This window comes from Streptomyces sp. CB01249, assembly GCF_001905735.1.
GTDB lineage: Bacteria > Actinomycetota > Actinomycetes > Streptomycetales > Streptomycetaceae > Streptomyces.
This window is the reverse complement of record NZ_LISW01000002.1, coordinates 966995-990571: the sequence shown is the minus strand read 5'-3', so window position 1 is coordinate 990571 and position 23577 is coordinate 966995. Positions and strand designations below refer to the sequence as shown.

Genomic DNA, 23577 nt, shown 5'->3' with positions numbered 1-23577 from the left:
ACGTGGTCGCACACGCACGGGCCGGGGCACTGGCCACCGCCGCACTGCTGCTGACGGGGGTGCTCGCGGGCTGCGAGGACGGTACGGACGACGAGCCGGGCAAGCGGGCGGACGGCGGCGCCGCCTCGTCGCCCGCCTCGCAGCGCCTGGACTGGACCCGGTGCGAGGCCCCCGAGGGCGGTGAGGAGCCGGGCTCCGAGTGGCGCTGCGCGACGGTGAAGGTGCCGCTGGACTACGCGAAGCCCAAGGGCGAAACGATCGGCATCGCCCTGATCCGCAAGGAGGCCACGGACCAGTCCAAGCGCCTGGGCTCGATGCTCTTCAACTTCGGCGGGCCCGGCGGCTCCGGCGTCTCGATCCTGCCGCGCGCCGCCGCCGGGTACGCCACCCTCAACACCCGGTACGACCTGGTGGGCTTCGACCCGCGCGGGGTGGCGCAGAGCGCCGGGGTGCGGTGCCGCGACGACAAGGCGCAGGAGAAGGCGTACCAGAATGTGGACATGACGCCGGACACCGCGGCCGAGGAGGCGGCGTTCATGAAGGACGGCGCCGACTTCGGGGCCGGCTGCGCACGCCTGTCCGGCAAGGTCCTCCCGTACGTCGGCACGACGAACGCCGCCCGCGACATGGACGTGATCCGCCGGGCGCTCGGGGACGGGAAGCTGACGTACTTCGGGATGTCGTACGGCACCGAGCTGGGCGGCACGTACGCCCACCTCTTCCCGGAGAACGTGGGGCGTACGGTCCTCGACGCGGTCGTCGACCCGACCGCGGACAGCACCGGGCACGCGCGCAACCAGGCGACCGGCTTCCAGCGGGCCCTGGAGAACTACCTCGAGGACCGCGGCCAGGACCCGGAGGCGGGCACCCGGCGGATCGCGGCGCTGCTGAAGCGGATCGACGCCGAGCCGCTGCCGACCGGCACGGACCGCGCGCTCAACGAGTCGCTGGCGATCACCGGCATCGTGACCCCCCTCTACTCCCAGGACAGCTGGCCCACCCTCACCCGCGCCCTGGACGCGGCGGAGGACGGCGACGGCGCCCTGCTGCTCCAGCTCGCCGACTCGTACAACGGCCGGGACGAGAACGGCCACTACGACACCCAGAACCACTCGCAGCGGGCCATCTCCTGCGCGGACGGCAAGGCGCGGCCCATGGCGGCCGAGGCGAAGGCGCTGCTGCCCGAGTTCGAGAAGCTGTCCCCGGTCTTCGGGCCGTTCCTGGCCTGGGACACGGCGGGCTGGTGCTCCGGCTGGCCGGTGGAGGGCGAGCACGACCACCCGGAGGCGAGCGCTCCGGGCGCCGGTCCGATCCTGGTCGTGGGCACGACGGGCGATCCGGCCACGCCGTACGAGGGTGCCCGCCGGATGGCGGACGAGCTGGGCGAGGGCGTCGGTGTGCTGCTCTCCAACAAGGGCGAGGGGCACGGCGCGTACGGCGGCAGCAGCTGTGTGACGTCGACCGTGGACTCGTACTTCCTGGACGGGAAGGTCCCGGCGGACGGCACGACCTGCTCGTAGCGGCGCCTGCGAACGCCGAAGGGGCCGGTCCGCGCGCTGCGGACCGGCCCCTTCGGGGTCGTCTAGTAGACCGGCTTCTCGGGCTCGATCTGGTTGACCCAGCCGATCACGCCGCCGCCCACGTGGACCGCGTCGGCGAAGCCCGCCGACTTGAGGACCGCGAGGACTTCCGCACTGCGGACACCCGTCTTGCAGTTCAGGACGATGCGCCTGTCCTGCGGGAGGTCCTGGAGGGCGTTGCCCATCAGGAACTCGTTCTTCGGGATCAGCCGGGAGCCCGGGATCGCGACGATCTCGTACTCGTTCGGCTCGCGGACGTCGATGATCTCGATCTTCTCGTCGGCGTCGATCCACTCCTTGAGCTGCTTCGGAGTGATGGTCGAACCGGCCGCCGCCTCCTGGGCCTCCTCCGACACGACGCCGCAGAACGCCTCGTAGTCGATGAGCTCGGTGACGGTGGGGTTCTCGCCGCAGACCGCGCAGTCGGGGTCCTTGCGCACCTTGACCTGGCGGTACTGCATCTCCAGGGCGTCGTAGATCATCAGCCGACCGACCAGCGGGTCGCCGATGCCGGCGAGCAGCTTGATGGCCTCGTTGACCTGGATCGAGCCGATGGAGGCGCAGAGCACACCGAGGACGCCGCCCTCGGCGCAGGACGGAACCATGCCCGGCGGGGGCGGCTCCGGGTAGAGGCAGCGGTAGCAGGGGCCGTGCTCGGACCAGAACACGGACGCCTGGCCGTCGAAGCGGTAGATCGAGCCCCAGACGTAGGGCTTGTTCAGCAGGACCGCGGCGTCGTTGACGAGATAGCGGGTGGCGAAGTTGTCCGTGCCGTCCACGATCAGGTCGTACTGGGAGAAGATGTCCATCACGTTCTCGGCTTCGAGCCGCTCTTCGTGAAGGACCACGTTGACCAGGGGGTTGATGCCCTGGACGGTCTCCTTGGCCGACTGGGCCTTGGACTTGCCGATGTCGCCCTGGCTGTGGATGACCTGGCGCTGCAGGTTCGACTCGTCGACCTCGTCGAACTCCACGATGCCGAGCGTGCCGACACCGGCGGCGGCCATGTACATCAGGGCCGGCGAACCGAGGCCGCCGGCGCCGACACAGAGCACCTTCGCGTTCTTCAGCCGCTTCTGCCCGTCCATCCCGACATCCGGGATGATCAGGTGGCGGGAGTACCTGCGGACCTCGTCGACGGTGAGCTCAGCAGCTGGCTCGACCAGGGGTGGCAGCGACACAGGAACCTCAACAATGCAGGTGGTCGGTTTCTACGTACTTCGACTACGTACGGTTGTTCTTCCGGTAACACTGCCACGCCCCCTCTCATTCCGAGATACCGGGTCCGATCCGCGAGACGATTTCGTCCCAGTACCTGGGCAGTGCCGCGAATGGATCGCTTTGTCCGTGACCATTCCGGCCGTTGCCCGGACCGGACCGTCCGCCGCGGTCGGTGAAGAAGATCGTCCCGGCGCCCTGCCAGCGGGCGATGCGCATCGCCTCCTCCAGATGCGTGCGCGGAACGCCGTGCACGAAGTGTGCGAAGCGGCCGGGCGGGTAGGCCGCGGTCCACTCCGCCACCTGCGACCAGCGGTAGTCGCTCCAGGCCCCCCGGAAGGTGACGAGCTGGTCCCCCGTCTCCGCGTATCCGGGGTACGGGTGGGTGTCGTGGCCCAGCACGAGGTGCCCGTCGTCCTTCCCCAGGAAGGCCCGCAGGGTGCCGGTGAGCCGTCGGACGGCCGGCAGCTCGGCGCGTCCGGCCGGGCAGCGGTCCAGGTAGAAACCGTCCACCCGGTACCAGTCCAGGTACGACCGGGCGTCGGCGAGCAGTTCCCCGAACGGCCGGGTGCCGTGGGCGAGATCGAGCTGCCCGAGCAGCCTGCCGCCGGACGCGCGCACGGCGTCGAGCGGGTCCCCGTCGCGCAGCGCGCGGGTGCGAGCGTTGCGGATCCGGCCGGCCGCCTCCAGGCAGTGCGGGTCAGGCCGGCTGCCAGGACCGTTGTCGATGTTGAGGACGGCCCAGTGCAGCGGGGTGCCGGGGCGGCTCAGCTCGGCCCACTCGGCGGGGGCGAGCAGCGGGTGGGCGTAGCCGGGGACGCCGAAGCCGAGCCGGTCGGCGCCGCTGGTGCGCCGGGCGGTGCCGGTGCTGGTCAGATACGGCACGCCGCCTCCATCCAGATGTCGGCGAGCGACTCCTCCAGATTGATCCGGGGGCGCCAGCCGAGCCGGTCCCGCGCGGTGCGCACATCGGCCTGCTGCCAGGCGCCGCAGCCGTCCGGGTACGGGGACGGGGTGGCCGAGAGGTGTTCGATGACCGACTCGGTGGAGGTGCGGGGCGCGCCGATGGGGAGGCGGGCGGGGGGCGAGTCCAGCTCGTGGAGCGCGCCCGCGTATCCGGCGACCTTGGCGAGGACGGCCGCCGCGTCGCGCAGCCGGACGGCCCGGCCGGTGCCGATGTTGACGACGCCCTGGGCGGCGGAGAGCGAGGCGGCGTGGACGGCCCGCGCCACATCGCGTACGTCCACGAAGTCCCGCTGCACGCCGAGGCCGCTGAGCTTCAGCTCGCCGTCGCCTGCCTGCATGGTGCGGCGCATCGCCTCGGCGAGCCGGCCGAGCGGGGAACCGGCCGGGGTGCCGGGGCCGACCGGCGAGAAGACCCGCAGCACGACCGCGTCGAGCCCGGAGCCGAGGACCAGCTCGGTGGCGGCGAGCTTGCTGACGCCGTACGGACCGCCGGGGCGCGGGATGGCGTCCTCGGCGGTGGAGGACCCGGGCTGCGAGGGCCCGTACTCCGAGGCGCAGCCGACCTGGACCAGGCGGGCGGTGCAGCGGCTGCGCCGCATCGCCTCGCAGACGGTGGCGACGGCGACGGTGTTGTGCCGGGTGAGGTCGCGCGCGCCGCCCCGGGTCGCGCCCGCGCAGTTGACGACGACCCCGGGGTGGACGGCGTCCAGGAAGCGGGTGAGCGCTCCGGGGCTGCCGGTCGCGAGGTCGAACCGGACGTCGGCGTCGTCGCCGCGGCCGAGGGCCGTGAGGTGGACGGCGGGGTCGGCGAGCAGCCGGTCGGCCACGAACCGGCCGATGAATCCGTTGGCTCCGAGCAGCAGCACCCTCATCGCGCACCGCCCCGGCCTGAGGGCCGACGGCGGGCTGCCGGTGCGGGGGATTGGCGGGTCATGTGGGTGTCTCCTTGAGGGCTGTCCCGTACGCGTCGGTGCGTGCGGTTCGGGTGGTGACGGCCCGCGGCGTCGGCTCCGCGGGGGATCGGGGGCCGCCTCAGGGGGCGGCGTGGGCGGAGGCCCGGGAGAGGGCGAGGACGGCGGTGATCAGCAGGCCGAACGCGGCGGTGCCGCAGGCCAGCACGGGCACGACCCCGGGGCCCGCCGCCTCGATGAGGGCGTGGACGGGTCGGGCGACCGCGTGGAGCCCGGGCAGCCGTCCGGCCAGGATCAGGGCGGGGGCCGCGGCCTCCATGGCGCAGGCGGCGGCGAGTCCGGTGGCGGCGGGTTCGGGGAAGCCGTGGACGGTCAGCAGGCGGGCCAGCAGAAGCAGCATCCCGAGGGCGGCGGCCCCGGCCGGTGAGCCGCCGGGGCCGAAGCCGAGCCGGGCCAGGTACAGCAGGGCGGCGAGGGCGCAGGCGAAGAGCGCGACGACGCCGAAGAGCAGGGGGCGCACGCCCGCCCCGAACTCCTCCAGCGCATGGCTGCCGTGCAGGCGGCGGTGCGCGGCCAGGGCGAAGAGGTGCGCGCACCAGGCGGCCGGGGCCACCGCGACGGCGAGCCCCAGCAGGGGTGCCGGGGTCAGCGTCCAGGGGCCCTCGGGGCCGCCGCTGAGGACCTGGTGGAGCAGGTCGTCGCCGTACAGGACATAGCCGAGCAGCCAGCAGACGCCGAGCGCGGCGGCGCCGGACGAGCCCGCCCCTTCCCGGACGCCGAGCGGGCCGGTGCGCAGGGTGAGGGCGAGGCCGGTGAGCGCGAGGAGCGCCCCGGCGGAGCCGAGGGCGAGGCGGGCGTCGCCGCCGAGCACCCCGTCGGTGAGCCCGAGCGCGACGAGGGTCACGAGGCAGGCGGCGCCGGGCAGCAGGGCGCGCAGGGACCAGGCGGCGCGCGTGGTGACGTCGCGCGCCGGGGCGGGGCCGGTCGCCGTGGGCTCCCCCGCGACCGCGGGGACCCGGGCGAAGAGCTCCTCGGCGAGCGAGAACACGTCCCGGTGCCGGTAGCGGGCGGCGGTGCGGTCGGTGACCCCGTGGGCCTCCAGGCCTGCGGCGATCTCCAGCGGGTCGACGGCCCGTTCGCACAGCTCCCGGTGACGGTGCATGAGCGCCCGCACCGGGTCGGCGGTCCCCCGCCGACCGACGGCCGTCTTGCGCAGGGCGGACGCGGGGTGGGCGTGCGCCACTTCGGGGGCGCGCGCGGGCGCGTCCCCGGGCGCGAGCTCCCCCGCCGAGGCGGCGTCCCCCTGCTGGCCCTCGCGGCTCATCGTCGTTCCTCCGTGGTGCTGTTCGCCCGGTGCCGGGGCTGCCGTCTCGTGGCTACGCATCGCCGCTCCCGGCGCCCGCCCAGCTGGGGGTGCGGTCGGCGCGCTCCGGTCCGGCCGGCTCCGGCCAGTGGCCCAGGACGTGGGCCTCCGGCGGGGTGGCGAAGGGGCGCGGGCCGTCGTGCGTGACCGGATGCGGCCGCTCGCGTACCGGGGCCCGGGCGATGAGCTCCAGGTAGATGCCGTGGAAGGCGGCGAGATTCTGTTCGACGGTGAAGAGTTCGAGCGCCCGGGCGCGCGCCGCCGCGCCCAGGCGCGCACGGCGCTCGGGGTCGCGCAGGAGCGCGAGGCAGGCGTCCGCGAGCGCCCGGGGGTTGCGCGGCGGGACCACGAGCCCCGTGCCGCCGATGACCTCGACCACCGCGCCGACGTCCGTGGACACCGTGGCCCGGCCGCAGAACATCGCCTCGACCAGGCTGATCGGGAAGCCCTCGACCACGCTGGAGAGCACCACGACGCCGCCCGCCGCGTACGCCTGGGCCAGCTCCGGGACCTCGGGCCCGCCGATCTCCTCGAAGCCGACCGCGTCCTCCTCGGGGAAGAGCTGGGCGGCCAGCGCGCGGCAGCGGGCCAGGTAGGCGGCGCCCGCCGGGCCCGGGGCCGGGGCGCCGATGATCCGCAGCCGGGCGTCCGGCTCGGCGAGGCGCACCTCGGCGAAGGCGTGCAGGAGGCCGATCAGGTCCTTGGCCGGCTCGATGCGGCCGACCCAGACGAGCGTGTCGGGCCCGCCGTCGTCCTCGCTCTCGCCGAGCGCGGCGAACCGGGCCGCCTCCATGCCCGGGTACACGGTCCGCAGCTTCGCGGCGTCGGCCCCGCAGCGCTCCTGCCAGCGGCGGGCGTGGGTGTTGCCGGGGGTGATGAGGTCGGCCTGCCGGTACACCTCGGTGGCGAGCCGTCCGTGCAGGTGGGCGAGGAGGGCGCGCACCGGCGCGCTGACCGGCGCACCGCCCGACGCGAGGTAGTGCGCCCGGACCCGGACGGCGTGCTCGGTGACCAGCAGCGGCACCCCGAAGAAGCGTTTGGCCAGCAGCCCCGGCAGAGCGGCGGCACCGCCCGCCGTCGCGTGGCAGAGGTCCACGGCACCGAGGCCGTCCTCCTCGTACCAGTCGAGGGAGAGGGGGCGCAGCACCCGGTCCAGCTCGGCGGTGAAGGCGAGCAGGTCGGTGACGGTGGCGGTCTGCACGATGCGTCCGGTGCCGGGGGCGCGGCAGGCGGCCTCCAGGATGCGCACGGCCGTCTCGGAGCGCAGGGCGGCGGGCAGTCCGCCGTGTTCCCAGGCGAGTTCGGCGAGGCCGTAGAGCCCGCGGGTGAACCGCTCGTCCGCGAGCCGGGACGCGGCGCCGCCTTCCGGGTGGCCCGCGTCCGTACGGCCGCGCTCCGGGCCCGCGGCGGCGCAGACGGAGGCCGCGAGGTCCGCGAAGTGGGCGGCGAAGCGCCGCCGTTCGCGCCGGGCGTACGTCCGCGCGCCCCCGCCGGTCAGCAGCCGGGCGAGCGGTCCCCGGGGGGCGTGCAGGCCGAGGGTGTCCTCGTCGGCGGTCCACAGGGGCGCGGTGCGCACGCCGGCGACCTGGGGAGGGAGCCGGACCCAGCCGGCCGCCTCCTGTTCGGCGGAACGGCTGAGCGCGAAGAGGTCGAACTCGTGCTGTGCGAGCCCGCGTACGAGCCGGTCGCACCAGAGCCTGGACTCACCGGTCGCGTACGGATAACCACCGTCGGTGAGCAGTCCGATCCGCACGAGCGCACCCCCGATCTCCCTTGTGAGCGGCCGCCGTTCCTTCGGCGACTCGCGGCGGGACGACCGTAAGCGGATACGCCGGTGGCGCGACGGACGGTTGTCCATCGCGCCACCGAAAGGGGTGAACCGGCGTAACTTTCCCAGCGGAATAGCGTTCTGTCGCGCTATAGAAACTGAGGGTTACTCAGCGGTGGGATAGACCCACGGGTTGGGGCGGCATTTGATGCCGTCGAGGTCCAGCGTCTTGGTCTGCTGCTGCATGACCGGCGCGAGCGCGCCCTCCGTCCGGCAGCTCACATGGTTGTGACCGAGCCGGTGGCCGACCTCGTGGTTGATGAGCATCTGCCGGTACGAGTACAGCTTGTCCGGTCCGAAGGTGGCCGAACCCTGCGCCCAGCGATAGGCGTTGATCATCACGCGCTCGGTGGCGGCCGAGTCGCAGGAGACGTTGTCCTCCATGGTGTCCAGGCCGGACTTGGCGCACCACTTGCCGGTGGTGCCGGGGCTGGCCAGCGTGATGACGAAGTCCGGCTTGCCCTCGGAGACCCGTTCGAAGGTCATGTCGCCGTCGTGCGCCCAGCTCCGGTCGTCGTTGAGGGTCTTCTGGACGGCCTGGGCGAACAGCTGGGGGTCGAGCCCGAGCCCCTTCTCCACGTCGATCCGGTACCGGTGGACCGTCCCCTTGCCGGGCGCCTTGGCGGAGCCGGGCACGGTCTCGAACTTCCCCGAGCCCGTCAGCGCCGGCGAGAGCGGATAGGGCTTGGCCATTTTCTGTTCATACGTCAGGGGCTTGACGGCCGCCTCGGGCGAGGGGGTCGTCCGGCTGTCGGAGCGGGAGGCGTTGTCCGCGCCGTCCCGGTCCACCCCCGCGGCCTGCGCGGCGCCGTTGCCCGAGGTGCTGTCGTGGGCGACCTGACCGGCCACGACGACCGCGAGGACGGTGGTCACCGCGGCGGCCGCGATGCCGGTGAACGTACGGCCCTTGCCGCCCTTGGCCTCCTTGGCCGGGGCCGCTTCCTCGTCGTCCCGGGTCTCCGGCTCGCGGGTGTCCCAGTCGGTGACGGAGCGGTACGGGTCCTCGGCCACCGGGCCGCGTCGGCGCGGGGCGGGCGGCGCGGGCGGGCTGTCGAAGGCTTCCACGAACTCGCGCCGCGGACCCGGTATCAGCGGCCGGGTGCCGGTGGCCTGCTGGTGGTGCGGGGGGCGCGGAGCGCCGGGGCGCGCGCCGGGTGCGGGCGCCTGGAGGCCGGGGCGGGAAGGGGCGCGCATGGGGCCCGCGCCCCAGCCGCCGCCCGCCTCACGCTGTTCGGGGTGGCCGCCGCGCACCTCGGGCGCCCCCGCGAAGGGCGCGGATCCCGTCTGCCGTCTGCGCCGTCCGGTGCCGGCGACGGGCCGGGCGGCCTCGCGCCCCGCTTCGTCCGGCTCCGCCTGCCCGGTTGCGGGCGCGCTGGGCGCAGGGCCCTTCCGGCTGTGTCGTCCCACGCCCTGGATCAGCTCCCGCCGCATTCGTCGAGCAATTCCCGGAACGCCTGGGCGACCGCCTCCGGGTACTCCATCATCGCCACGTGCCCGGCGTCGGGCAGTGTCAGCAGGCGCGCGTCGCGGAAGGCCGCGGACGCCCTGCGGGCCATCCGGAACGAGACGAGCCGGTCCCGTCCGCCGTACACCAGCTGGGTCGGCGCGAGCACCCGCTCGGCCTGGCGCCACAGCCCGTGCTGTCCGCCCAGGGTGTACGCGTCGACGATCCCACGGGCGGAACGCGCCATGGCGTCCCAGAAGTACGGCAGTTCCAGCCGGCGCTCCATTTCGGCCACCGCGTCGCGGAAGCCCGCCTCGGAGACCCGTGCCGGATCGCCGTAACAGAGTGCCATGACTCCGCGGGTGCGTTCCTCAGCGGTCCAGTCCCGGGACAGCCGGGCGAACAGGGAGGCGACGCCCGGCAGTGCGAGCAGGGCGGTCGGGGCGGCCGTGCGCTGGACCCGGATCTCCGGGAGCGCGGGCGAGATCAGCGTGAGCGTACGCACGAGGTCGGGGCGGACCGCGGCGACCCGGGTGGCGACCGCGCCGCCCATCGAGTTGCCGAACAGGTGGACGGGGCCGCGTTCCTGGGCGTCCAGGAGGCGGATGACCGCGCGGGCGTGTCCGGTGACCGAGTAGTTGCCGTCGTCCGGGGGCGGCGAGTCGCCGAAGCCGGGCAGGTCGACCGCCTCGCAGTCGGTCAGCTCCTCCACGAGCGGCATCAGGGCCGACCAGTTCTGCGAGGAGCCGCCGAGGCCGTGCACGAAGAGGGCGGACGGCAGCCCGGGCGCCCGGGACGGCCGCGAACGGACGGTGAGTGTCAGCCCGGGCAGCTCGACGGAGCGCAGCCGCTCCCCCTCCGCGACCCGGACGGCGCTCACCGTGGGTGACACCGCCGCGGCGGCGGCGCGGACTCCCGGCAGCTCGGTCGAAGACATGCGGCAATGTTACGAGATGATCACACCGGGGTTCATGTGTTCGCCGTCACACGATCGCATAGCGCCTTTACCGGGTACCTCATAGGCTCGAACCGAGGAAGGGAGTCACCATGACGGTCGACCCGAGGGAGCCGGAGACCTTCGAGGACGTCCAGCCGGACGAGCCCGACCAGGAGACGCCCGAGGCGGACGCCGCCGAGCAGCACACCGACCTCCGTCCGGAGAGCGACGAACCGCTCGCGGACCTCGACCGCAGCGGCGCCAGCGAGGCGGACGCGGCGGACCAGGCCCGCGTGGTTCCCCAGGACGAGGACGATTACCGCTGATACGTCCCGCTCTGCGCACGGGAAGGGGCGCTCTGCGGCTACCGCAGCCGTCCGGTCCGTGAAATTCTGCGTCCGCGCCGCGCATACCGGGGTTACCCAAAAGTACGATGTCGGTATGGCGCGGCACGTACGGAACGGCTGTGTCGGACCACGAATTTGGGAGGCGGCGTGACAGCCATCGAGCAGACCGAGGCGGCGCGCCCGCGGGGCACTCGCCTGCCCCGCCGCGCCCGACGCAACCAGCTGCTGGGAGCCGCGCAGGAGGTCTTCGTCGCGCAGGGCTACCACTCCGCGGCGATGGACGACATCGCGGAGCGCGCGGGAGTCAGCAAGCCGGTGCTCTACCAGCACTTCCCGGGCAAGCTGGAGCTCTACCTGGCCCTTCTCGACCAGCACTGCGAGTCACTGCTCCAGGCGGTGCGTACGGCGCTGGCGTCGACCACGGACAACAAGCTGCGCGTCGCCGCGACGATGGACGCGTACTTCGCGTACGTGGAGGACGAGGGCGGCGCCTTCCGGCTGGTCTTCGAGTCCGACCTGACCAACGAGCCCGCCGTGCGCGAGCGCGTGGACCGGGTCTCGCTCCAGTGCGCCGAAGCGATCTCCGACGTGATCGCGGGCGACACGGGCCTGTCCAAGGACGAGTCCATGCTCCTCGCGGTGGGCCTCGGCGGGGTGTCCCAGGTGGTGGCCCGCTACTGGCTGTCGAGCCGGTCGGCCATTCCGCGCGACACCGCGGTCCAGCTGCTCACCTCGCTGGCCTGGCGCGGCATCGCGGGCTTCCCCCTGCACGGCATCGATCAGCACTGACCGCCCGGCGGCCGCCCGTGTTCGCTGCGGGCGTGGCCGGGGGCGCCCTGACGAGTCCCTTCAGCGGGCTAATGTGTGCTGCGTACGGCGCGGCTCACCGCGCAGGGACTGACCGTCGGAGGGACATAGCCGTGGAGGTCAAGATCGGGGTGCAGCACTCGCCCCGGGAGATCGTTCTGGAGAGCGGGCTTTCCGCCGAAGAGGTCGAGAGCGCGGTGTCCGAGGCTCTCACCGGCAAGGCGCAGCTGCTCAGCCTCACGGACGAGAAGGGCCGCAAGGTCCTGGTGCCGGCCGACCGGATCGCCTACGTGGAGATCGGCGAGCCCAGCACCCGACGGGTGGGGTTCGGCGCGCTGTAGGGCGTACGAACGCGAGGAGCGGCCCGGCGGATTTCCCGCCGGGCCGCTCCTCATTCGGTGCCCGTCTTCAAGGGCAAGCTGTGCGGCGGCTGGGCGAAGCCTGTGCGCGGGAGGGTTGTGAGCGGGCGCTCACGGGTAGTACCAGCAGGACCGAAGCGCCCGTTCCGCATACCTGCGAGGTGATCGTCCGTGATCCTGGAAACCGTGAGCGCCGTCGTGCTCGGAGTGGCCCTTTCCTGGGCGGCGTTGCGCTCGCTCCCCGGCCGGCTCCCGGCCCGCCGGACCGTGTTCGGCACGGGAGCGCTCGGCGGCCTGTTCGGCGCGTCCCTGATGCACTCGGTGCTCGGTCCGCACCACGCGGCGGCCGTCGTGGTCGGCGCCGTACTGATCGCCGCCGTGACGGTGTCCCTGCTGATCCGCCCCCGCAGCCGTCGGCTGCGCCGGTCGGCCGCCGCCTGACCCGGCTCGTTACGCGGCCAGCCCCAGGGCGGCCATGCGCTTGGTGTGCGCCTCGGTGATCCGGGAGAACATCCGGCCCACCTCCGCCAGGTCGAAGCCGTCGGCGACCCCGCCGACCAGCATGGTCGACAGCGCGTCGCGGTCCGCGACCACGCGCTGCGCCTGCGACAGCGCCTCGCCCATCAGCCGCCGGGCCCACAGCGCCAGCCGGCCGCCGACCCTCGGGTCCGCCTCGATCGCGGCGCGCACCTTCTCGACGGCGAAGTTGCCGTGCCCCGTGTCGTCCAGCACGGCCAGGACGAGCGAGCGGGTGTCGGAGTCCAGGCGGGCCGCGACCTCCCGGTAGAAGTCGCTGGCGATCGAGTCGCCGACGTACGCCTTGACCAGGCCCTCCAGCCAGTCCGACGGGGCGGTCTGGCGGTGGAAGTCGTCCAGCGCCCGGGCGAAGGGCTCCATGGCGGCGGTCGGCTCGACCTCGATGGCGGTCAGCCGCTCCGTCAGCTGCTCGAAGTGGTGGAACTCGGCGGACGCCATCTTCGCCAGCTCCGCCTTGTCGGCCAGCGTCGGCGCCAGCTTGGCGTCCTCGGCCAGCCGCTCGAAGGCCGCGAGCTCCCCGTAGGCGAGGGCACCCAGCAGATCCACGACGGCGGCCCGGTACTGCGGCTGCGCGGCCGCGGTGGCCCAGTCCTGGTCGGCGATCCGGGTCGTCGCGGGGGCTTCATTGGCGTTGTCAGGCGTCTCCATGCAGCGCAGAATAGCCCGCCCGGGCAGCGGCGGAAGGGCCCGCCCGACGACCGACGTCACACCGTTCCGACGAATTCGCCCAACACAGATGCGCGGATCCGGGGTACAGTGGTATTGCGCTTACTGAGCACTTTGCATCCGCTCGTGGCGCGAAATTGAATGAGGATGCCCGGTCGGTGGCCCGATCGGCTCCGACCCGACAGCCCTCCACGCGGTGCGTGCACACGTACGACCGCAGATGAGGGGCCCCCTCAGCGGCACGAGCGCTCGAGCGACGGCAGTGGTCCCGCGCCACCCGGCACAGCAGCCGGATGACCAACCCCGGCACGGTACGACCCCCTTCGTTCGCCTCGGACCGCGTCTCACAGAAGAGGCAGCACCCTGACTACGTTCCGAGACCTCGGGATTCTTTCCGAGACGGCCGAGGCCCTTGAGGCCGTCGGCATCACGTCCCCCTTTCCCATCCAGGAGCTGACGCTCCCGGTCGCCCTCTCCGGCTCCGACGTCATCGGCCAGGCCAAGACCGGCACCGGCAAGACGCTCGGCTTCGGCCTTCCGCTCCTCGAGCGCGTGACCGTCCTCGCCGACGTCGAGGCGGGCCGCGCCAAGCCGGAGGAGCTGACCGACTCCCCGCAGGCCCTCATCGTCGTGCCGACCCGCGAGCTGTGCCAGCAGGTCACCAACGACCTGCTCACCGCCGGCAAGGTGCGCAACGTGCGGGTTCTCGCGATCTACGGCGGCCGGGCCTACGAGCCCCAGGTCGAGGCCCTGAAGAAGGGCGTCGACGTGATCGTCGGCACCCCCGGCCGGCTGCTCGACCTCGCGGGCCAGCGCAAGCTGGACCTGTCCAAGGTCCGCGCGCTCGTCCTCGACGAGGCCGACGAGATGCTGGACCTGGGCTTCCTGCCCGACGTCGAGCGCATCATCACGATGCTGCCGGCGAAGCGCCAGACGATGCTGTTCTCGGCCACGATGCCGGGCGCGGTCATCTCGCTCGCCCGCCGCTACATGTCGCAGCCGACGCACATCAACGCCACCTCGCCCGACGACGAGGGCTCGACCGTCAAGAACACGGCGCAGTTCGTCTACCGCGCCCACTCGATGGACAAGCCCGAGATGGTCGCGCGCATCCTGCAGGCCGAGGGCCGCGGGCTCGCGATGATCTTCTGCCGCACCAAGCGCACCGCGGCGGACATCGCCGAGCAGCTTGAGCGGCGCGGCTTCGCCTCCGGCGCGGTCCACGGCGACCTCGGCCAGGGCGCCCGCGAGCAGGCCCTGCGCGCCTTCCGCAACGGCAAGGTCGACGTGCTGGTCTGCACCGACGTCGCCGCCCGCGGTATCGACGTCGAGGGCGTGACGCACGTCATCAACTACCAGTCCCCCGAGGACGAGAAGACCTATCTGCACCGCATCGGCCGCACCGGCCGCGCGGGCGCCAAGGGCATCGCGATCACGCTGGTCGACTGGGACGACATCCCGCGCTGGCAGCTGATCAACAAGGCCCTGGACCTGAAGTTCCCGGACCCGGTCGAGACGTACTCCACCTCCCCGCACCTGTACGAGGAGCTGGACATCCCGGCCGGCACCAAGGGTGTCCTGCCGCGTGCCGAGCGCACCCGCGCCGGTCTCGGGGCCGAGGAGATCGAGGACCTGGGCGAGACGGGCGGCCGCGGCCGCAAGTCCGCCGCGCCGGCCGCCCGCGAGGAGCGCGCCCCGCGCACCCCGCGTCAGCGCCGCCGCACCCGTGGGGGCAGCTCGCCCGACGAGGGCGCCGCGACCGTGCCCGCCCCGGCCGCCGAGGCCGGTGCGGAAGCGGCGGCCGACGCCCCGCGCACCCCGCGCCGCCGCCGTCGCACCCGTGCCGGTGGAGCGGAGGCCATCGCGGCGGAGGCCGTCGCCGCCCAGGCCGCGGTCGCCGTGGCCGAGGCCCCCGCGGCCGCGGTGGCCGAGCCGGAGGCCGAGGCCGCGCCGAAGAAGCGCACCCGGACCCGGACCGCCAAGCCGAAGACGGAGGCCGTCGCCGCCGAGGTCGTCGCGGAGACCGCGACCGCCGAGGACGAGGCCAAGCCGCGTCGCCGCCGGGCCCGTGCGGCCAAGCCGGTGACCGAGGAGGCCGTGGCCCAGGCCGCGCCGGTGGCCGAGCCGGAGGCGCCCGCCGTCACCCGGCCGCGTCGTCGCCGGGTGATCAAGCCCGTCGAGGACGAGGTCGACTTCCAGATCGCGCCGATCTCCGAGCCCGAGCCGGTCCGTCGTCGTACGCGTACGGCGTCCAAGCCGAAGACGGAGGCCGTGGCGGAGACCGCGACCGCCGAGGGCGAGGCCAAGCCGCGCCGTCGCCGGGCACCGCGCGCCACCGCGAAGGCCGAGGGCTGAGCGGACCACGCAGCAGCTGACGGGCGGCCCCGGGGATCTCTCCCCGGGGCCGCCCGTCGTTCGTGGACGGGGCCGCCCGTCGTTCGCGGACGCGTGCGACGAATTAACCTCGTTCCATGAGCAGGCCACCCACCTTCATCCCGCCCTCCTGCGCCCGCGCCCGTGCGCTGCCCACCGCGCGCAGGGACTTCGCCGTGCTGGACGCGGCCCCCGCCGGGACCCCGCGCGGCACCGCCCTGCTGGTGCCCGGGTACACCGGCAGCAAGGAGGACTTCATCGCGCTGCTCGAACCGCTCGCGGAGGCCGGCTACCGGGCCGTCGCCGTCGACGGGCGCGGGCAGTTCGAGAGCCCGGGGACGGACGACCTCCAGGAGTACGCGCAGGAGGAGCTGGCCCGTGACGTGCTCGCGCAGACGGCCGCGCTCGGCCCCGTCGAGGGCGGGGTGCACCTGCTGGGTCACTCGCTCGGCGGACAGCTCTGCCGGGCCGCGGTCCTGATGGACGCGGCGCCCTTCCGCTCGCTGACCCTGATGTCCTCGGGGCCCGCCGAGGTGGTCGAGGCGCAGCAGGTCAAGCTGAAGATCCTCGGCGACGCGCTGGCCACCATGACCATGGACGACGTCTGGGCCGCGATGCGCGCCTTCGACCCGCCGGCCGAGGCGGAGACGGGCGGCGAGGACCTGCGGCGGCGCTGGCTGCTCCACCGTCCGGCCCAGCTGATCGCGACGGGCCGCCAGCTGGCCACCGAGCCGGACCGGGTGGCCGAGCTCGCCGCGACCGGGCTGCCGCTCCACGTCGTCTCCGGCGAGGCGGACGACGTCTGGCCGGTGCCGGTGCTGGACGAGATGGCGGTACGCCTCGGAGCGCGCCGGACCCGGATCGAGGGCGCCGAGCACTCCCCCAACACGGGCCGGCCGGAGGCGACCGCCGCCGCGCTCGCCTCCTTCTGGGACGGCGTGTAGCTCTTCCCCGTACCGGCGGGTCTCAGTACTGGGACTGGAGGTGCTGCCAGAAGCCGTCGCGCAGCGCCCGCCGCAGCGGGGGGTGGCCGCGCAGGGAGCGCTGGAGGATGCGTTCGGCCTCGTGCAGCAGGTCCTGGTCGACCGAGCCCGGCAGGAAGGGATGGCCGGGCAGCAGGTCGGCCAGGGATTCCCGGCCGCGCGCGGCGAGCCAGGCCGCCGCGATCTGGGCGCCGACGAAGTGGACGTCGTCGCGGGAGGGCGCGGGGGCGTCCTCCTCGTAGGTGGTGACGGGGCGTCTGGTCACGTAGGGGCGGCAGAAGTCCAGGTCGAAGGTGCGCTGGCTGTCCACCTCCCAGAGCAGCGGCTCCGCCTGGTTGCGCCCCTCGCCCGCCTCGATGCCCCAGAGGTGGACGCGGGCGCCGTAGCCCTGCGCGGCCTCGACGGCCGAGACGAGGTCCTCGTCGCCGCCGACGAGCGCGGCGTCGCTGATGGCCCGGTGACGGGCGAGCGATTCCAGGTCGGTGCGGATGAGGGAGTCGACGCCCTTCTGCTGGTTGTTGGCGTTGAGGTTGCCGAGTCTGACCTTGACGTCGGGGAGTTCGGCGATGGTCTGCTGCTCGGTGGTGTGGATGCGGCGCCTGGCCCCGTCGTACCAGTACACGCGCAGCAGCCTGCTGTCCGCGAAGATGGTGCGGGCCTTGTCGATGAACGCCTCGATCAGCCCTTCGGCGTCGAGGTCGAAGGAGCGCCGGTCCTCGGTGCCGGTGACGAGCAGCCCGGCGGCGGCGTACACATAGCCCGCGTCCACGAAGATCGCGTGGGTCGAGGGGGTCTTCGAGACCTCGGCGAGCACGCGTTCGAGCAGGGCGTTGGTGCGGTCCAGCCGCTCGCCGATCTCCACGTCGTTCATGCGCGTCCCGTCGCGCCCGCACACGTGATTACCGGCCGGTACTTAGACATCCGAAAAATTTCCTTAGCGTAGGGAATGATTGCAGGAGGCAAGCCGTTGTACCCACCGTGGGGCGCACGACAGGCATGCCTGGCGCTCCTCATCCTTGCGGACGGGACACCGTCCTCCCAGTAGTTCTCCAGCAGGAGGATCAGACGAAGGGAAGCCTTATGCGCTTCGAGATCATGCGACTCGACGATGTCGACGGTACCGCCGTGGACAGCACCGTCGTGGACGCCGCCTCCGTCAAGCGGATCGTGCAGCAGGCCGCGGCTACGGGCCAGCGCATCTATATCCGTCCGGCCGAAAGTCCGGCTTCGTAACACCTTGCCGATGTGAGTTGCCGTCGTAACGAAGACGAAGCGCCCCCGCACGGAACGATCGTGCGGGGGCGCTGTTGCGTCCGGGTCCGGGTCAGCCGCCCCGGATGACCTGGGTGACGCCGTTGATGATCTGCTGCACGGCGATGGCGGACAGCATCATGCCGGCCAGCCTGGTGACGAGCACGACGCCGCCGTCCTTGATGACGCGGATGATCAGCAGCGAGTAGCGCATGGTCAGCCAGAGCACGACGTGCATGGCGAGGATCGCCGTCCAGACGGAGACCTGGCTCGCCACGCTGTCGGCGTGCTGCACGGCGAGGATCACCGAGACGATCGCGCCGGGCCCGGCGAGCAGCGGCATGCCGAGCGGTACGAGGGCGACGTTGACGTCCTTGGTCTGCGTCGGCTCGTCGGTCTTGCCGGTCAGCAGGTCGAGCGCGATGAGCAGCAGGAGCAGCCCGCCGGCGATCATCAGCGCCGGGACGGAGACGTGCAGGTAGTCCAGGATCTGCTGGCCGAGCAGGCCGAAGACGGCGATGACGCCGAAGGCGACGGCGACGGCCTGGAGGGCCATCCGGCGCTGCACCTTGGCGGGGCGGCCCGCAGTGAGGGCGAGAAAGATCGGGGTGATTCCGGGCGGATCCATAATCACAAAAAGGGTGAGAAAAAGGGATCCGAAGACAGCGACGTCGAACACGGGTGAGCCTTGTGGGGAGTGAGCAGGTGTGCGGCGGGTGACCGCGGGGAAGGAACGCGCACCGCACCGCCGCCCGGACATGCCGGACGGCGGCGGGTGTAGGGAAGAACGACCGGGCGGGGCCCGGGTGCCGTTACGCGGAGGCGGGTCCGCCGGCGCCCGGCACCGGGAAGGCTCCCGTGGCGCGCCGGGTGATCTCGCCGTAGATCTCGGGGTCGGTGGTGTACGTGCCGAGCTCCACGGTCTTGCGGCTGCCGTGGTAGTCGCTGGAGCCGGTCGTCAGCAGCCCGAGCTCGCGGGCGAGTGCGCGCAGCCGGGTCCTGGTGGGCTCGTCGTGGTCCATGTGGTCGACCTCGATGCCGTCGAGCCCGGCGGCGGCCAGCTCGGCGATCCGCGCCTCGGGCACCGTACGCCCCCGCTTGACGGCGGCCGGGTGGGCGAAGACGGCGACGCCGCCCGCGGCCTTGACCAGCCGGATCGCGTCGAAGGGGTCCAGCTCGTGCTTGCCCGCGTAGGCGCGCCCGCCGTCGCCGAGCCAGTCGGGCGTGAAGGCGTCGGACACTGTCGGGACGACGCCGAGCTCCACGAGGGCGGTGGCGACGTGCGGCCGGCCGACCGAGCCGTCTCCGGCGATCCGGGCGACCTGCTCCCAGGTGACGGGGACGCCCAGCTCCTGGAGCTTGCGGACCATGGCCTGGGCGCGCGGCACCCGGTCGTCGCGGACCAGCTCGCGCTCGCGGACGAACTCGGGCTCGTCCGGGTCGAAGAGGTACGCCAGCATGTGCAGGCCAACGCCGTCGATGCGGCAGGACAGCTCGGCGCCCGTGACGAGGGTGAGCCCTTCGGGGAGCGCGGCGGCGGCCTCCGCGTGGCCGCGCACGGTGTCGTGGTCGGTGAGGGCGACGACGTCCAGGCCCGCGGCGGCGGCATTGCGCACCAGTTCGGCGGGGGTGTCCGTGCCGTCCGACGCGGTGGAGTGGGTGTGCAGATCGATGCGCACGACTCGTACTCCAGTGCTCGCGGCCGGACGGGGGGACACCCCAGGATAACCGGCGCGCGAGCTTGGTCCGGACGGTGCGGAGGGCGGTGCGAAGGCCCGCTCAGGGGCCCGTCAGCAGGCGGGGGGTGAGGGCGCCGCAGGGCACCAGGTCCACCTCTCCCCCGGCGTCGCGCAGGTCGGTGAGCACCAGCTCGTCGTACATGAGCAGCCCGGACTGCTCGGGCCACACGATGGCCCACAGCCACAGGCCGCACGCCTCGCCCGCGAAGACGGCGCGGTCGGCGGGGGCGTGCCTGACGTGCCAGAGGGGGGTGGGGCGTCCGGCGGCGAGCACCTTGGATTCCGGGGGGCCGTCCACGCCCAGCAGGGGCCCGGGGTCCGGTCCGTCGATGCCCGCGTACCGCGCGCCGAGTCCGACGCCCAGCTCCTCGGCGACGAGCAGCAGCTCGCCCATGCCGCCTAGCGGCCCGGGTCCGGAGCAGGCGACGGCGGTGGCACGTCCGCCGGTGCGGTCGTCGCCGGCACTGGCGACCCCGGTGAACAGCCAGCCGACGGGGAGCGGCCAGGGCATCCACACGGGGACCTGCGCACGGTGCACCACCACGCCGAGCGCCTCGACGCTCGGCGGGACGACCGGCTGGAGCGGGTGCACGCTGCCGTGGTCGTCGCACTGCCAGGTGTCGGCGAAGAGCCCGGGCGCCCTGACCCGGCCTCCGCACTTCGGGCAACTTGGTTCGCCCCTCATACCGTCCCACGGTCCTCTCCGGCCGTCGCCGCGTCAAGGACGATCACCCTTGCGCGCCGTGCACCCAGACCCCTCTACCCCGCGCGATGTCCGGCCACCGGGCCGCCCTCGCGGAATTTAGATGTAACTTGCATTCATTAGCTTCTCTAACTTATTCTGTGCATAACGCATCGATCCAGTGGAGCCAGTGGAGAGGAAGAGGCCCATGCCGTCAGAGGCAGTAACCGGAGAGGATCCGTTCAACCAGGAGCCGGTCAGCATCCTGCGCCAGCCGAAGGCCGTCTGGGCCACGGCGGGCGCGTCCGTCGTCGCGTTCATGGGCATCGGCCTGGTGGACCCGATCCTGCCGTCCATCGCCAAGGGCCTGGAGGCGACGCCGAGCCAGGTGTCGCTGCTCTTCACCTCGTACTTCCTGATCACCGCCGTCGCGATGCTCGTGACCGGCTTCGTCTCCAGCCGCATCGGCGGCCGCAAGACGCTGCTGGCCGGGCTGGCGCTCGTGGTGGTCTTCGCGGCGCTCTCCGGCACCTCGTCGTCCGTCGGCGAGCTGGTCGGCTTCCGGGCCGGCTGGGGCCTGGGCAACGCGCTGTTCGTCTCGACCGCGCTCGCGGTGATCGTCGGCGCGGCGGCCGGCGGCAGCTCGGCGGCGATCCTGCTGTACGAGTCGGCGCTCGGCCTCGGCATGGCGTGCGGGCCGCTGCTCGGCGCCCTGCTCGGGGACGCCAGCTGGCGCTACCCGTTCTTCGGGACGGCCGCGCTGATGGCGATCGGCTTCGTCTGCATCACGGCGTTCCTGAAGGAGCAGCCCAGGCCCGCCCGCAAGACCTCACTGCTCGACCCGGTCAAGGCCCTCGGCCACGGCGGGCTCGCCTCCGTCGCCGCGTCCGCGTTCTTCTACAACTACGCGTTCTTCACGATCCTGGCGTTCACCCCGTTCGTGCTGAACATGACGCCGTACAAGTCCGGTGCCGTCTTCTTCGCCTGGGGCCTGCTGCTCGCGGTGTTCTCGGTGCTCGTCGCGCCCCGGCTCCAGCAGCGGTTCGGCTCGCTGAAGGTGCTCGGCGCCTCGCTGGTGCTGCTCGCCGCCGACCTGGTGGTCCTCGGTTACGGGAGCCACACCACGGCCATCGTCTGCACCATCGTGTCCGGCGCGCTGATCGGCATGAACAACACCGTGTACACGGAGCTGGCGCTCGGTGTCTCGGACGCGCCGCGCCCGGTGGCCAGCGCGGGCTACAACTTCGTCCGCTGGTTCGCCGCCGCGGCGGCGCCCTACCTGGCCCCGAAGATCGAGGAGTGGAGCAACATCCACATCCCGTTCGTGGTCGCCGCCGCCGCCTCGGTGATCGGCGCGATCGTCGTCTGGGTACGGCGCTCCGCGCTGAGCCACGAGGCGGAGGAGCTGGAGCCGAAGCACGCCACGGAGGACGGTGTCACGGTCTTCGCCAACTGACGCCGTCAGTCCAGGGTCACGGAACGTCGCAGGGGATCGCGCAGGTCGGTCCCCTGCGACAGCCATTTCTCCTGGAGCTCCTGCGCACCCCGGACCCGCTTCCAGGCGGCCTCGTTCTGCGTCATCGGCAGCAGCGGCAGGAAGCGCACCGGCTCCAGAGGCTCGTCCAGCTCCAGATCCTCGACCAGCCCCCCGCTCTCCGCGACCAGCACCGAGGTGAACGGCGCGCCCGGCCACAGCGGTTCGCCGACGTCCAGCGAGGCTCCGGGCGCCACGACCAGGCCCTCCACCTGGGGCGAGGCCGCGAGCACCGCGAGCTTGCGCAGCACCTGGTCGGTCTCGGCCAGGCCGCCCCGTACCGACAGGACCAGTTCGGCGCGCGGGCCCTTCAGCGGGTCGGCCACGACCGCCGTCGGGTCGGACATCGGCTGGGCGGACATGCCGAGCGTGGCGTACCGCACGACATCGCCGTCGATGAACCGGAGCACCTCGATCCGGTCAGTCCCGAGAAACGTCACTGCCGCACGTGCGTCCGGTTCACCCAGGGCCGTCCGCAGACGCGCCTCGACCAGAGCAAGAATTTCTGCCATGCCGCGAGCATAGGTCGCGTATGGAACGGGCAAAGTAAGGGATTGGCCCTCTACCGGCTGCTAGCCTGGGGTGTCGGCCCGGGACAGCACGCTGAAGCGTCGCTCTCAAGTCCCGGCGCTACGTCATCCCCCACGGGGGACCGGCAGGAGGAGGTGGGGCTGCGGTGGATCCGAGTCGATCGTGCAGTACCAACCGCTCTTCCACCGGACGCCCCTCCGTGTGATCTGACACCCGGTCGGGCCCTGGCATGTCGCATGACGGAAGAGCACGTCTTTTTGCCTGTCTGTAGCGAACGCCGTCATCGTGCCGCCGCGGTGCCGCCCGCTTTGCGGATGTGAGTCCACGTCCCCATTCCGGGCTGTTCCAGGCCCTCCGACGACGGCCCTCCGTGAAGGAGCCAGCCATGTCGATGATCCGTGACCTGCGCGCCGTCGTGCGCCCCTCCCTGCGCAAGAGCGCACCCCTGCACAACAGCTACGACGCCACCCGCGACCCGTCCGCGTCCAGCGCGGTGGTCGACTGCGCGGTCTACCGCGACGGCCGCCGGCTCGCCGAGACCGACGGCACCTGCCGCACCGCCCGCGAGGCGATGCTCCGGGTCCGGGAGAAGGGCGGCTTCGCCTGGATCGGGCTGCACGAGCCGACCGAGGAGGAATTCGCGGGCATCGCCCGGGAGTTCGGGCTGCACCCGCTGGCCGTGGAGGACGCGGTCCACGCCCACCAGCGACCGAAGCTGGAGCGCTACGACGACACGCTGTTCACCGTCTTCAAGACCATCCACTACGTCGAACACGCCGAACTGACCGCGACCAGCGAGGTCGTGGAGACCGGCGAGGTCATGTGCTTCACCGGCCGGGACTTCGTCATCACCGTCCGGCACGGCGGTCACGGCTCGCTGCGCGCGCTGCGCCACCGCCTGGAGGACGACCCCGAGCTGCTGGCCAAGGGCCCCTCCGCCGTGCTGCACTCCATCGCCGACCATGTGGTCGACGGCTACATCGCGGTGGCGGGCGCCGTGCAGGACGACATCGACGAGGTGGAGATCGAGGTCTTCTCCACCCCGGACAAGGGAAGCGCGCGCGGCTCGGACGCCGGACGGATCTACCAGCTCAAGCGCGAGGTGCTGGAGTTCAAGCGGGCCGTCTCCCCGCTGCTGCGCCCGATGCAGCTGCTGAGCGAACGGCCCATGCGGCTGATCGACCCGGACATCCAGAAGTACTTCCGGGACGTCGCCGACCACCTGGTGCGGGTCCAGGAAGAGGTCATCGGCTTCGACGAGCTGCTGAACTCCATCCTCCAGGCCAACCTGGCGCAGGCGACCGTCGCGCAGAACGAGGACATGCGCAAGATCACGTCCTGGGCGGCCATCATCGCCGTGCCGACGATGATCTGCGGGGTCTACGGCATGAACTTCGACCACATGCCGGAGCTGCGCTGGACGTACGGCTATCCGATGGTGCTGGGCTTCATCGGGGTGGTCTGCTTCTCCATCCACCGCATGCTCAAGCGCAACGGATGGCTCTGAGCGCCCCCGTTAAG

At 72.7% G+C, this 23577-nt stretch carries 23 protein-coding genes; 10 read left to right on the top strand and 13 right to left on the bottom strand.

Annotation, left to right across the window (positions count from 1 at the left end):
• Window positions 1–2: 2 nt before the first annotated feature.
• The gene (locus AMK18_RS12995) at window positions 3–1520 is read left to right on the top strand and encodes an alpha/beta hydrolase (RefSeq protein WP_073862900.1); all 1518 of its coding nucleotides are present in this window, start codon (window positions 3–5) and stop codon (window positions 1518–1520) included.
• Window positions 1521–1582: 62 nt separating this feature from the next.
• Here AMK18_RS12995 and moeZ read toward each other — a convergent pair whose 3' ends face one another.
• From moeZ to AMK18_RS12960, 7 genes are all read right to left on the bottom strand, one after another.
• Window positions 1583–2761, bottom strand: coding sequence for an adenylyltransferase/sulfurtransferase MoeZ (moeZ, locus tag AMK18_RS12990; RefSeq protein WP_018105519.1), 1179 nt, complete (start codon window positions 2759–2761; stop codon window positions 1583–1585).
• A gap of 85 nt (window positions 2762–2846) precedes the next feature.
• Window positions 2847–3683: a spherulation-specific family 4 protein gene (locus AMK18_RS12985; protein ID WP_073862899.1), complete on the bottom strand. Its 837-nt coding sequence runs from the start codon at window positions 3681–3683 to the stop codon at window positions 2847–2849.
• Window positions 3671–4636 (bottom strand): NAD-dependent epimerase/dehydratase family protein, encoded by a 966-nt coding sequence (locus AMK18_RS12980; RefSeq protein ID WP_018105517.1) that lies wholly within the window; start codon window positions 4634–4636, stop codon window positions 3671–3673. The genes AMK18_RS12985 and AMK18_RS12980 overlap by 13 nt, the downstream gene beginning before the upstream one ends.
• 160 nt (window positions 4637–4796) lie before the next feature.
• A complete protein-coding gene (locus AMK18_RS12975) occupies window positions 4797–5999 on the bottom strand; it encodes a hypothetical protein (protein ID WP_073862898.1) in 1203 nt (400 codons plus the stop codon).
• A 52-nt stretch (window positions 6000–6051) separates the two neighbouring features.
• Complete coding sequence (locus tag AMK18_RS12970; RefSeq protein ID WP_073862897.1) at window positions 6052–7791, bottom strand: glycosyltransferase; 1740 nt, start codon at window positions 7789–7791, stop codon at window positions 6052–6054.
• A 180-nt stretch (window positions 7792–7971) separates the two neighbouring features.
• On the bottom strand, window positions 7972–9297 hold the full coding sequence (locus AMK18_RS12965; protein WP_073862896.1) for a DUF3152 domain-containing protein: 1326 nt from the start codon (window positions 9295–9297) through the stop codon (window positions 7972–7974).
• Window positions 9282–10247, bottom strand: coding sequence for an alpha/beta fold hydrolase (locus tag AMK18_RS12960; RefSeq protein ID WP_073862895.1), 966 nt, complete (start codon window positions 10245–10247; stop codon window positions 9282–9284). Before AMK18_RS12960 ends, AMK18_RS12965 begins: the two co-directional genes overlap by 16 nt.
• Window positions 10248–10357: 110 nt before the next feature.
• Between AMK18_RS12960 and AMK18_RS12955 the strand changes: the two genes are divergently transcribed.
• The 4 genes from AMK18_RS12955 to AMK18_RS12940 all read left to right on the top strand — a co-directional run bounded on the left by AMK18_RS12955 (window position 10358) and on the right by AMK18_RS12940 (window position 12201).
• The gene (locus tag AMK18_RS12955; RefSeq protein ID WP_018105512.1) at window positions 10358–10573 is read left to right on the top strand and encodes a hypothetical protein; all 216 of its coding nucleotides are present in this window, start codon (window positions 10358–10360) and stop codon (window positions 10571–10573) included.
• Window positions 10574–10741: 168 nt separating this feature from the next.
• Window positions 10742–11383 (top strand): TetR/AcrR family transcriptional regulator, encoded by a 642-nt coding sequence (locus AMK18_RS12950; RefSeq protein ID WP_018105511.1) that lies wholly within the window; start codon window positions 10742–10744, stop codon window positions 11381–11383.
• 131 nt (window positions 11384–11514) lie between these two features.
• Window positions 11515–11742, top strand: coding sequence for a DUF3107 domain-containing protein (locus tag AMK18_RS12945; RefSeq protein ID WP_018105510.1), 228 nt, complete (start codon window positions 11515–11517; stop codon window positions 11740–11742).
• A 189-nt stretch (window positions 11743–11931) separates the two neighbouring features.
• Window positions 11932–12201 (top strand): hypothetical protein, encoded by a 270-nt coding sequence (locus AMK18_RS12940; protein WP_018105509.1) that lies wholly within the window; start codon window positions 11932–11934, stop codon window positions 12199–12201.
• A 9-nt stretch (window positions 12202–12210) separates the two neighbouring features.
• Here the strand turns inward: AMK18_RS12940 and AMK18_RS12935 are convergent, their stop codons facing one another.
• On the bottom strand, window positions 12211–12945 hold the full coding sequence (locus AMK18_RS12935) for a ferritin-like fold-containing protein (RefSeq protein WP_018105508.1): 735 nt from the start codon (window positions 12943–12945) through the stop codon (window positions 12211–12213).
• Window positions 12946–13416: 471 nt separating this feature from the next.
• Here AMK18_RS12935 and AMK18_RS12930 point away from each other — a divergent pair, with 471 nt between their 5' ends.
• Both AMK18_RS12930 and AMK18_RS12925 read left to right on the top strand, forming a co-directional pair.
• The gene (locus AMK18_RS12930; RefSeq protein WP_073862894.1) at window positions 13417–15318 is read left to right on the top strand and encodes a DEAD/DEAH box helicase; all 1902 of its coding nucleotides are present in this window, start codon (window positions 13417–13419) and stop codon (window positions 15316–15318) included.
• Window positions 15319–15434: 116 nt separating this feature from the next.
• Window positions 15435–16280, top strand: a complete 846-nt coding sequence (locus AMK18_RS12925; protein ID WP_073862893.1) for an alpha/beta fold hydrolase — start codon at window positions 15435–15437, stop codon at window positions 16278–16280.
• 22 nt (window positions 16281–16302) lie between these two features.
• Here AMK18_RS12925 and AMK18_RS12920 read toward each other — a convergent pair whose 3' ends face one another.
• Window positions 16303–17190 (bottom strand): NYN domain-containing protein, encoded by an 888-nt coding sequence (locus tag AMK18_RS12920; protein ID WP_073862892.1) that lies wholly within the window; start codon window positions 17188–17190, stop codon window positions 16303–16305.
• A 209-nt stretch (window positions 17191–17399) separates the two neighbouring features.
• Here AMK18_RS12920 and AMK18_RS34880 point away from each other — a divergent pair, with 209 nt between their 5' ends.
• Window positions 17400–17552: a hypothetical protein gene (locus tag AMK18_RS34880; protein ID WP_018105503.1), complete on the top strand. Its 153-nt coding sequence runs from the start codon at window positions 17400–17402 to the stop codon at window positions 17550–17552.
• A 91-nt stretch (window positions 17553–17643) separates the two neighbouring features.
• Here the strand turns inward: AMK18_RS34880 and AMK18_RS12915 are convergent, their stop codons facing one another.
• From AMK18_RS12915 to AMK18_RS12905, 3 genes are all read right to left on the bottom strand, one after another.
• Window positions 17644–18249, bottom strand: a complete 606-nt coding sequence (locus tag AMK18_RS12915) for a MarC family protein (RefSeq protein ID WP_026171843.1) — start codon at window positions 18247–18249, stop codon at window positions 17644–17646.
• A 133-nt stretch (window positions 18250–18382) separates the two neighbouring features.
• Window positions 18383–19249, bottom strand: coding sequence for a PHP domain-containing protein (locus AMK18_RS12910; protein WP_073862891.1), 867 nt, complete (start codon window positions 19247–19249; stop codon window positions 18383–18385).
• A 100-nt stretch (window positions 19250–19349) separates the two neighbouring features.
• Window positions 19350–19994, bottom strand: coding sequence for a DUF6758 family protein (locus AMK18_RS12905; RefSeq protein WP_026171842.1), 645 nt, complete (start codon window positions 19992–19994; stop codon window positions 19350–19352).
• Between the two features lie 205 nt (window positions 19995–20199).
• On the opposite strand from AMK18_RS12905, the gene AMK18_RS12900 reads away from it, so the two are divergent.
• Window positions 20200–21447, top strand: coding sequence for an MFS transporter (locus AMK18_RS12900; RefSeq protein WP_073862890.1), 1248 nt, complete (start codon window positions 20200–20202; stop codon window positions 21445–21447).
• Between the two features lie 5 nt (window positions 21448–21452).
• Here AMK18_RS12900 and AMK18_RS12895 read toward each other — a convergent pair whose 3' ends face one another.
• On the bottom strand, window positions 21453–22037 hold the full coding sequence (locus AMK18_RS12895; protein WP_026171841.1) for a suppressor of fused domain protein: 585 nt from the start codon (window positions 22035–22037) through the stop codon (window positions 21453–21455).
• Window positions 22038–22441: 404 nt separating this feature from the next.
• Between AMK18_RS12895 and AMK18_RS12890 the strand changes: the two genes are divergently transcribed.
• Complete coding sequence (locus tag AMK18_RS12890; RefSeq protein ID WP_073862889.1) at window positions 22442–23563, top strand: magnesium and cobalt transport protein CorA; 1122 nt, start codon at window positions 22442–22444, stop codon at window positions 23561–23563.
• Window positions 23564–23577: the final 14 nt, after the last annotated feature.

Bases quoted from the DNA above. Each gene is read 5' to 3' on its own strand.
- AMK18_RS12920 (WP_073862892.1), bottom strand. From the start codon at position 17,190: ATGAACGACGTGGAGATCGGCGAGCGGCTGGACCGCACCAACGCCCTG.
- AMK18_RS34880 (WP_018105503.1), top strand. From the start codon at position 17,400: ATGCGCTTCGAGATCATGCGACTCGACGATGTCGACGGTACCGCCGTG.
- AMK18_RS12905 (WP_026171842.1), bottom strand. From the start codon at position 19,994: ATGAGGGGCGAACCAAGTTGCCCGAAGTGCGGAGGCCGGGTCAGGGCG.
- AMK18_RS12925 (WP_073862893.1), top strand. From the start codon at position 15,435: ATGAGCAGGCCACCCACCTTCATCCCGCCCTCCTGCGCCCGCGCCCGT.
- AMK18_RS12935 (WP_018105508.1), bottom strand. From the start codon at position 12,945: ATGGAGACGCCTGACAACGCCAATGAAGCCCCCGCGACGACCCGGATC.
- AMK18_RS12955 (WP_018105512.1), top strand. From the start codon at position 10,358: ATGACGGTCGACCCGAGGGAGCCGGAGACCTTCGAGGACGTCCAGCCG.
- AMK18_RS12960 (WP_073862895.1), bottom strand. From the start codon at position 10,247: ATGTCTTCGACCGAGCTGCCGGGAGTCCGCGCCGCCGCCGCGGCGGTG.
- AMK18_RS12965 (WP_073862896.1), bottom strand. From the start codon at position 9,297: ATGCGGCGGGAGCTGATCCAGGGCGTGGGACGACACAGCCGGAAGGGC.
- AMK18_RS12900 (WP_073862890.1), top strand. From the start codon at position 20,200: ATGCCGTCAGAGGCAGTAACCGGAGAGGATCCGTTCAACCAGGAGCCG.
- AMK18_RS12890 (WP_073862889.1), top strand. From the start codon at position 22,442: ATGTCGATGATCCGTGACCTGCGCGCCGTCGTGCGCCCCTCCCTGCGC.
- AMK18_RS12895 (WP_026171841.1), bottom strand. From the start codon at position 22,037: ATGGCAGAAATTCTTGCTCTGGTCGAGGCGCGTCTGCGGACGGCCCTG.
- AMK18_RS12980 (WP_018105517.1), bottom strand. From the start codon at position 4,636: ATGAGGGTGCTGCTGCTCGGAGCCAACGGATTCATCGGCCGGTTCGTG.
- AMK18_RS12975 (WP_073862898.1), bottom strand. From the start codon at position 5,999: ATGAGCCGCGAGGGCCAGCAGGGGGACGCCGCCTCGGCGGGGGAGCTC.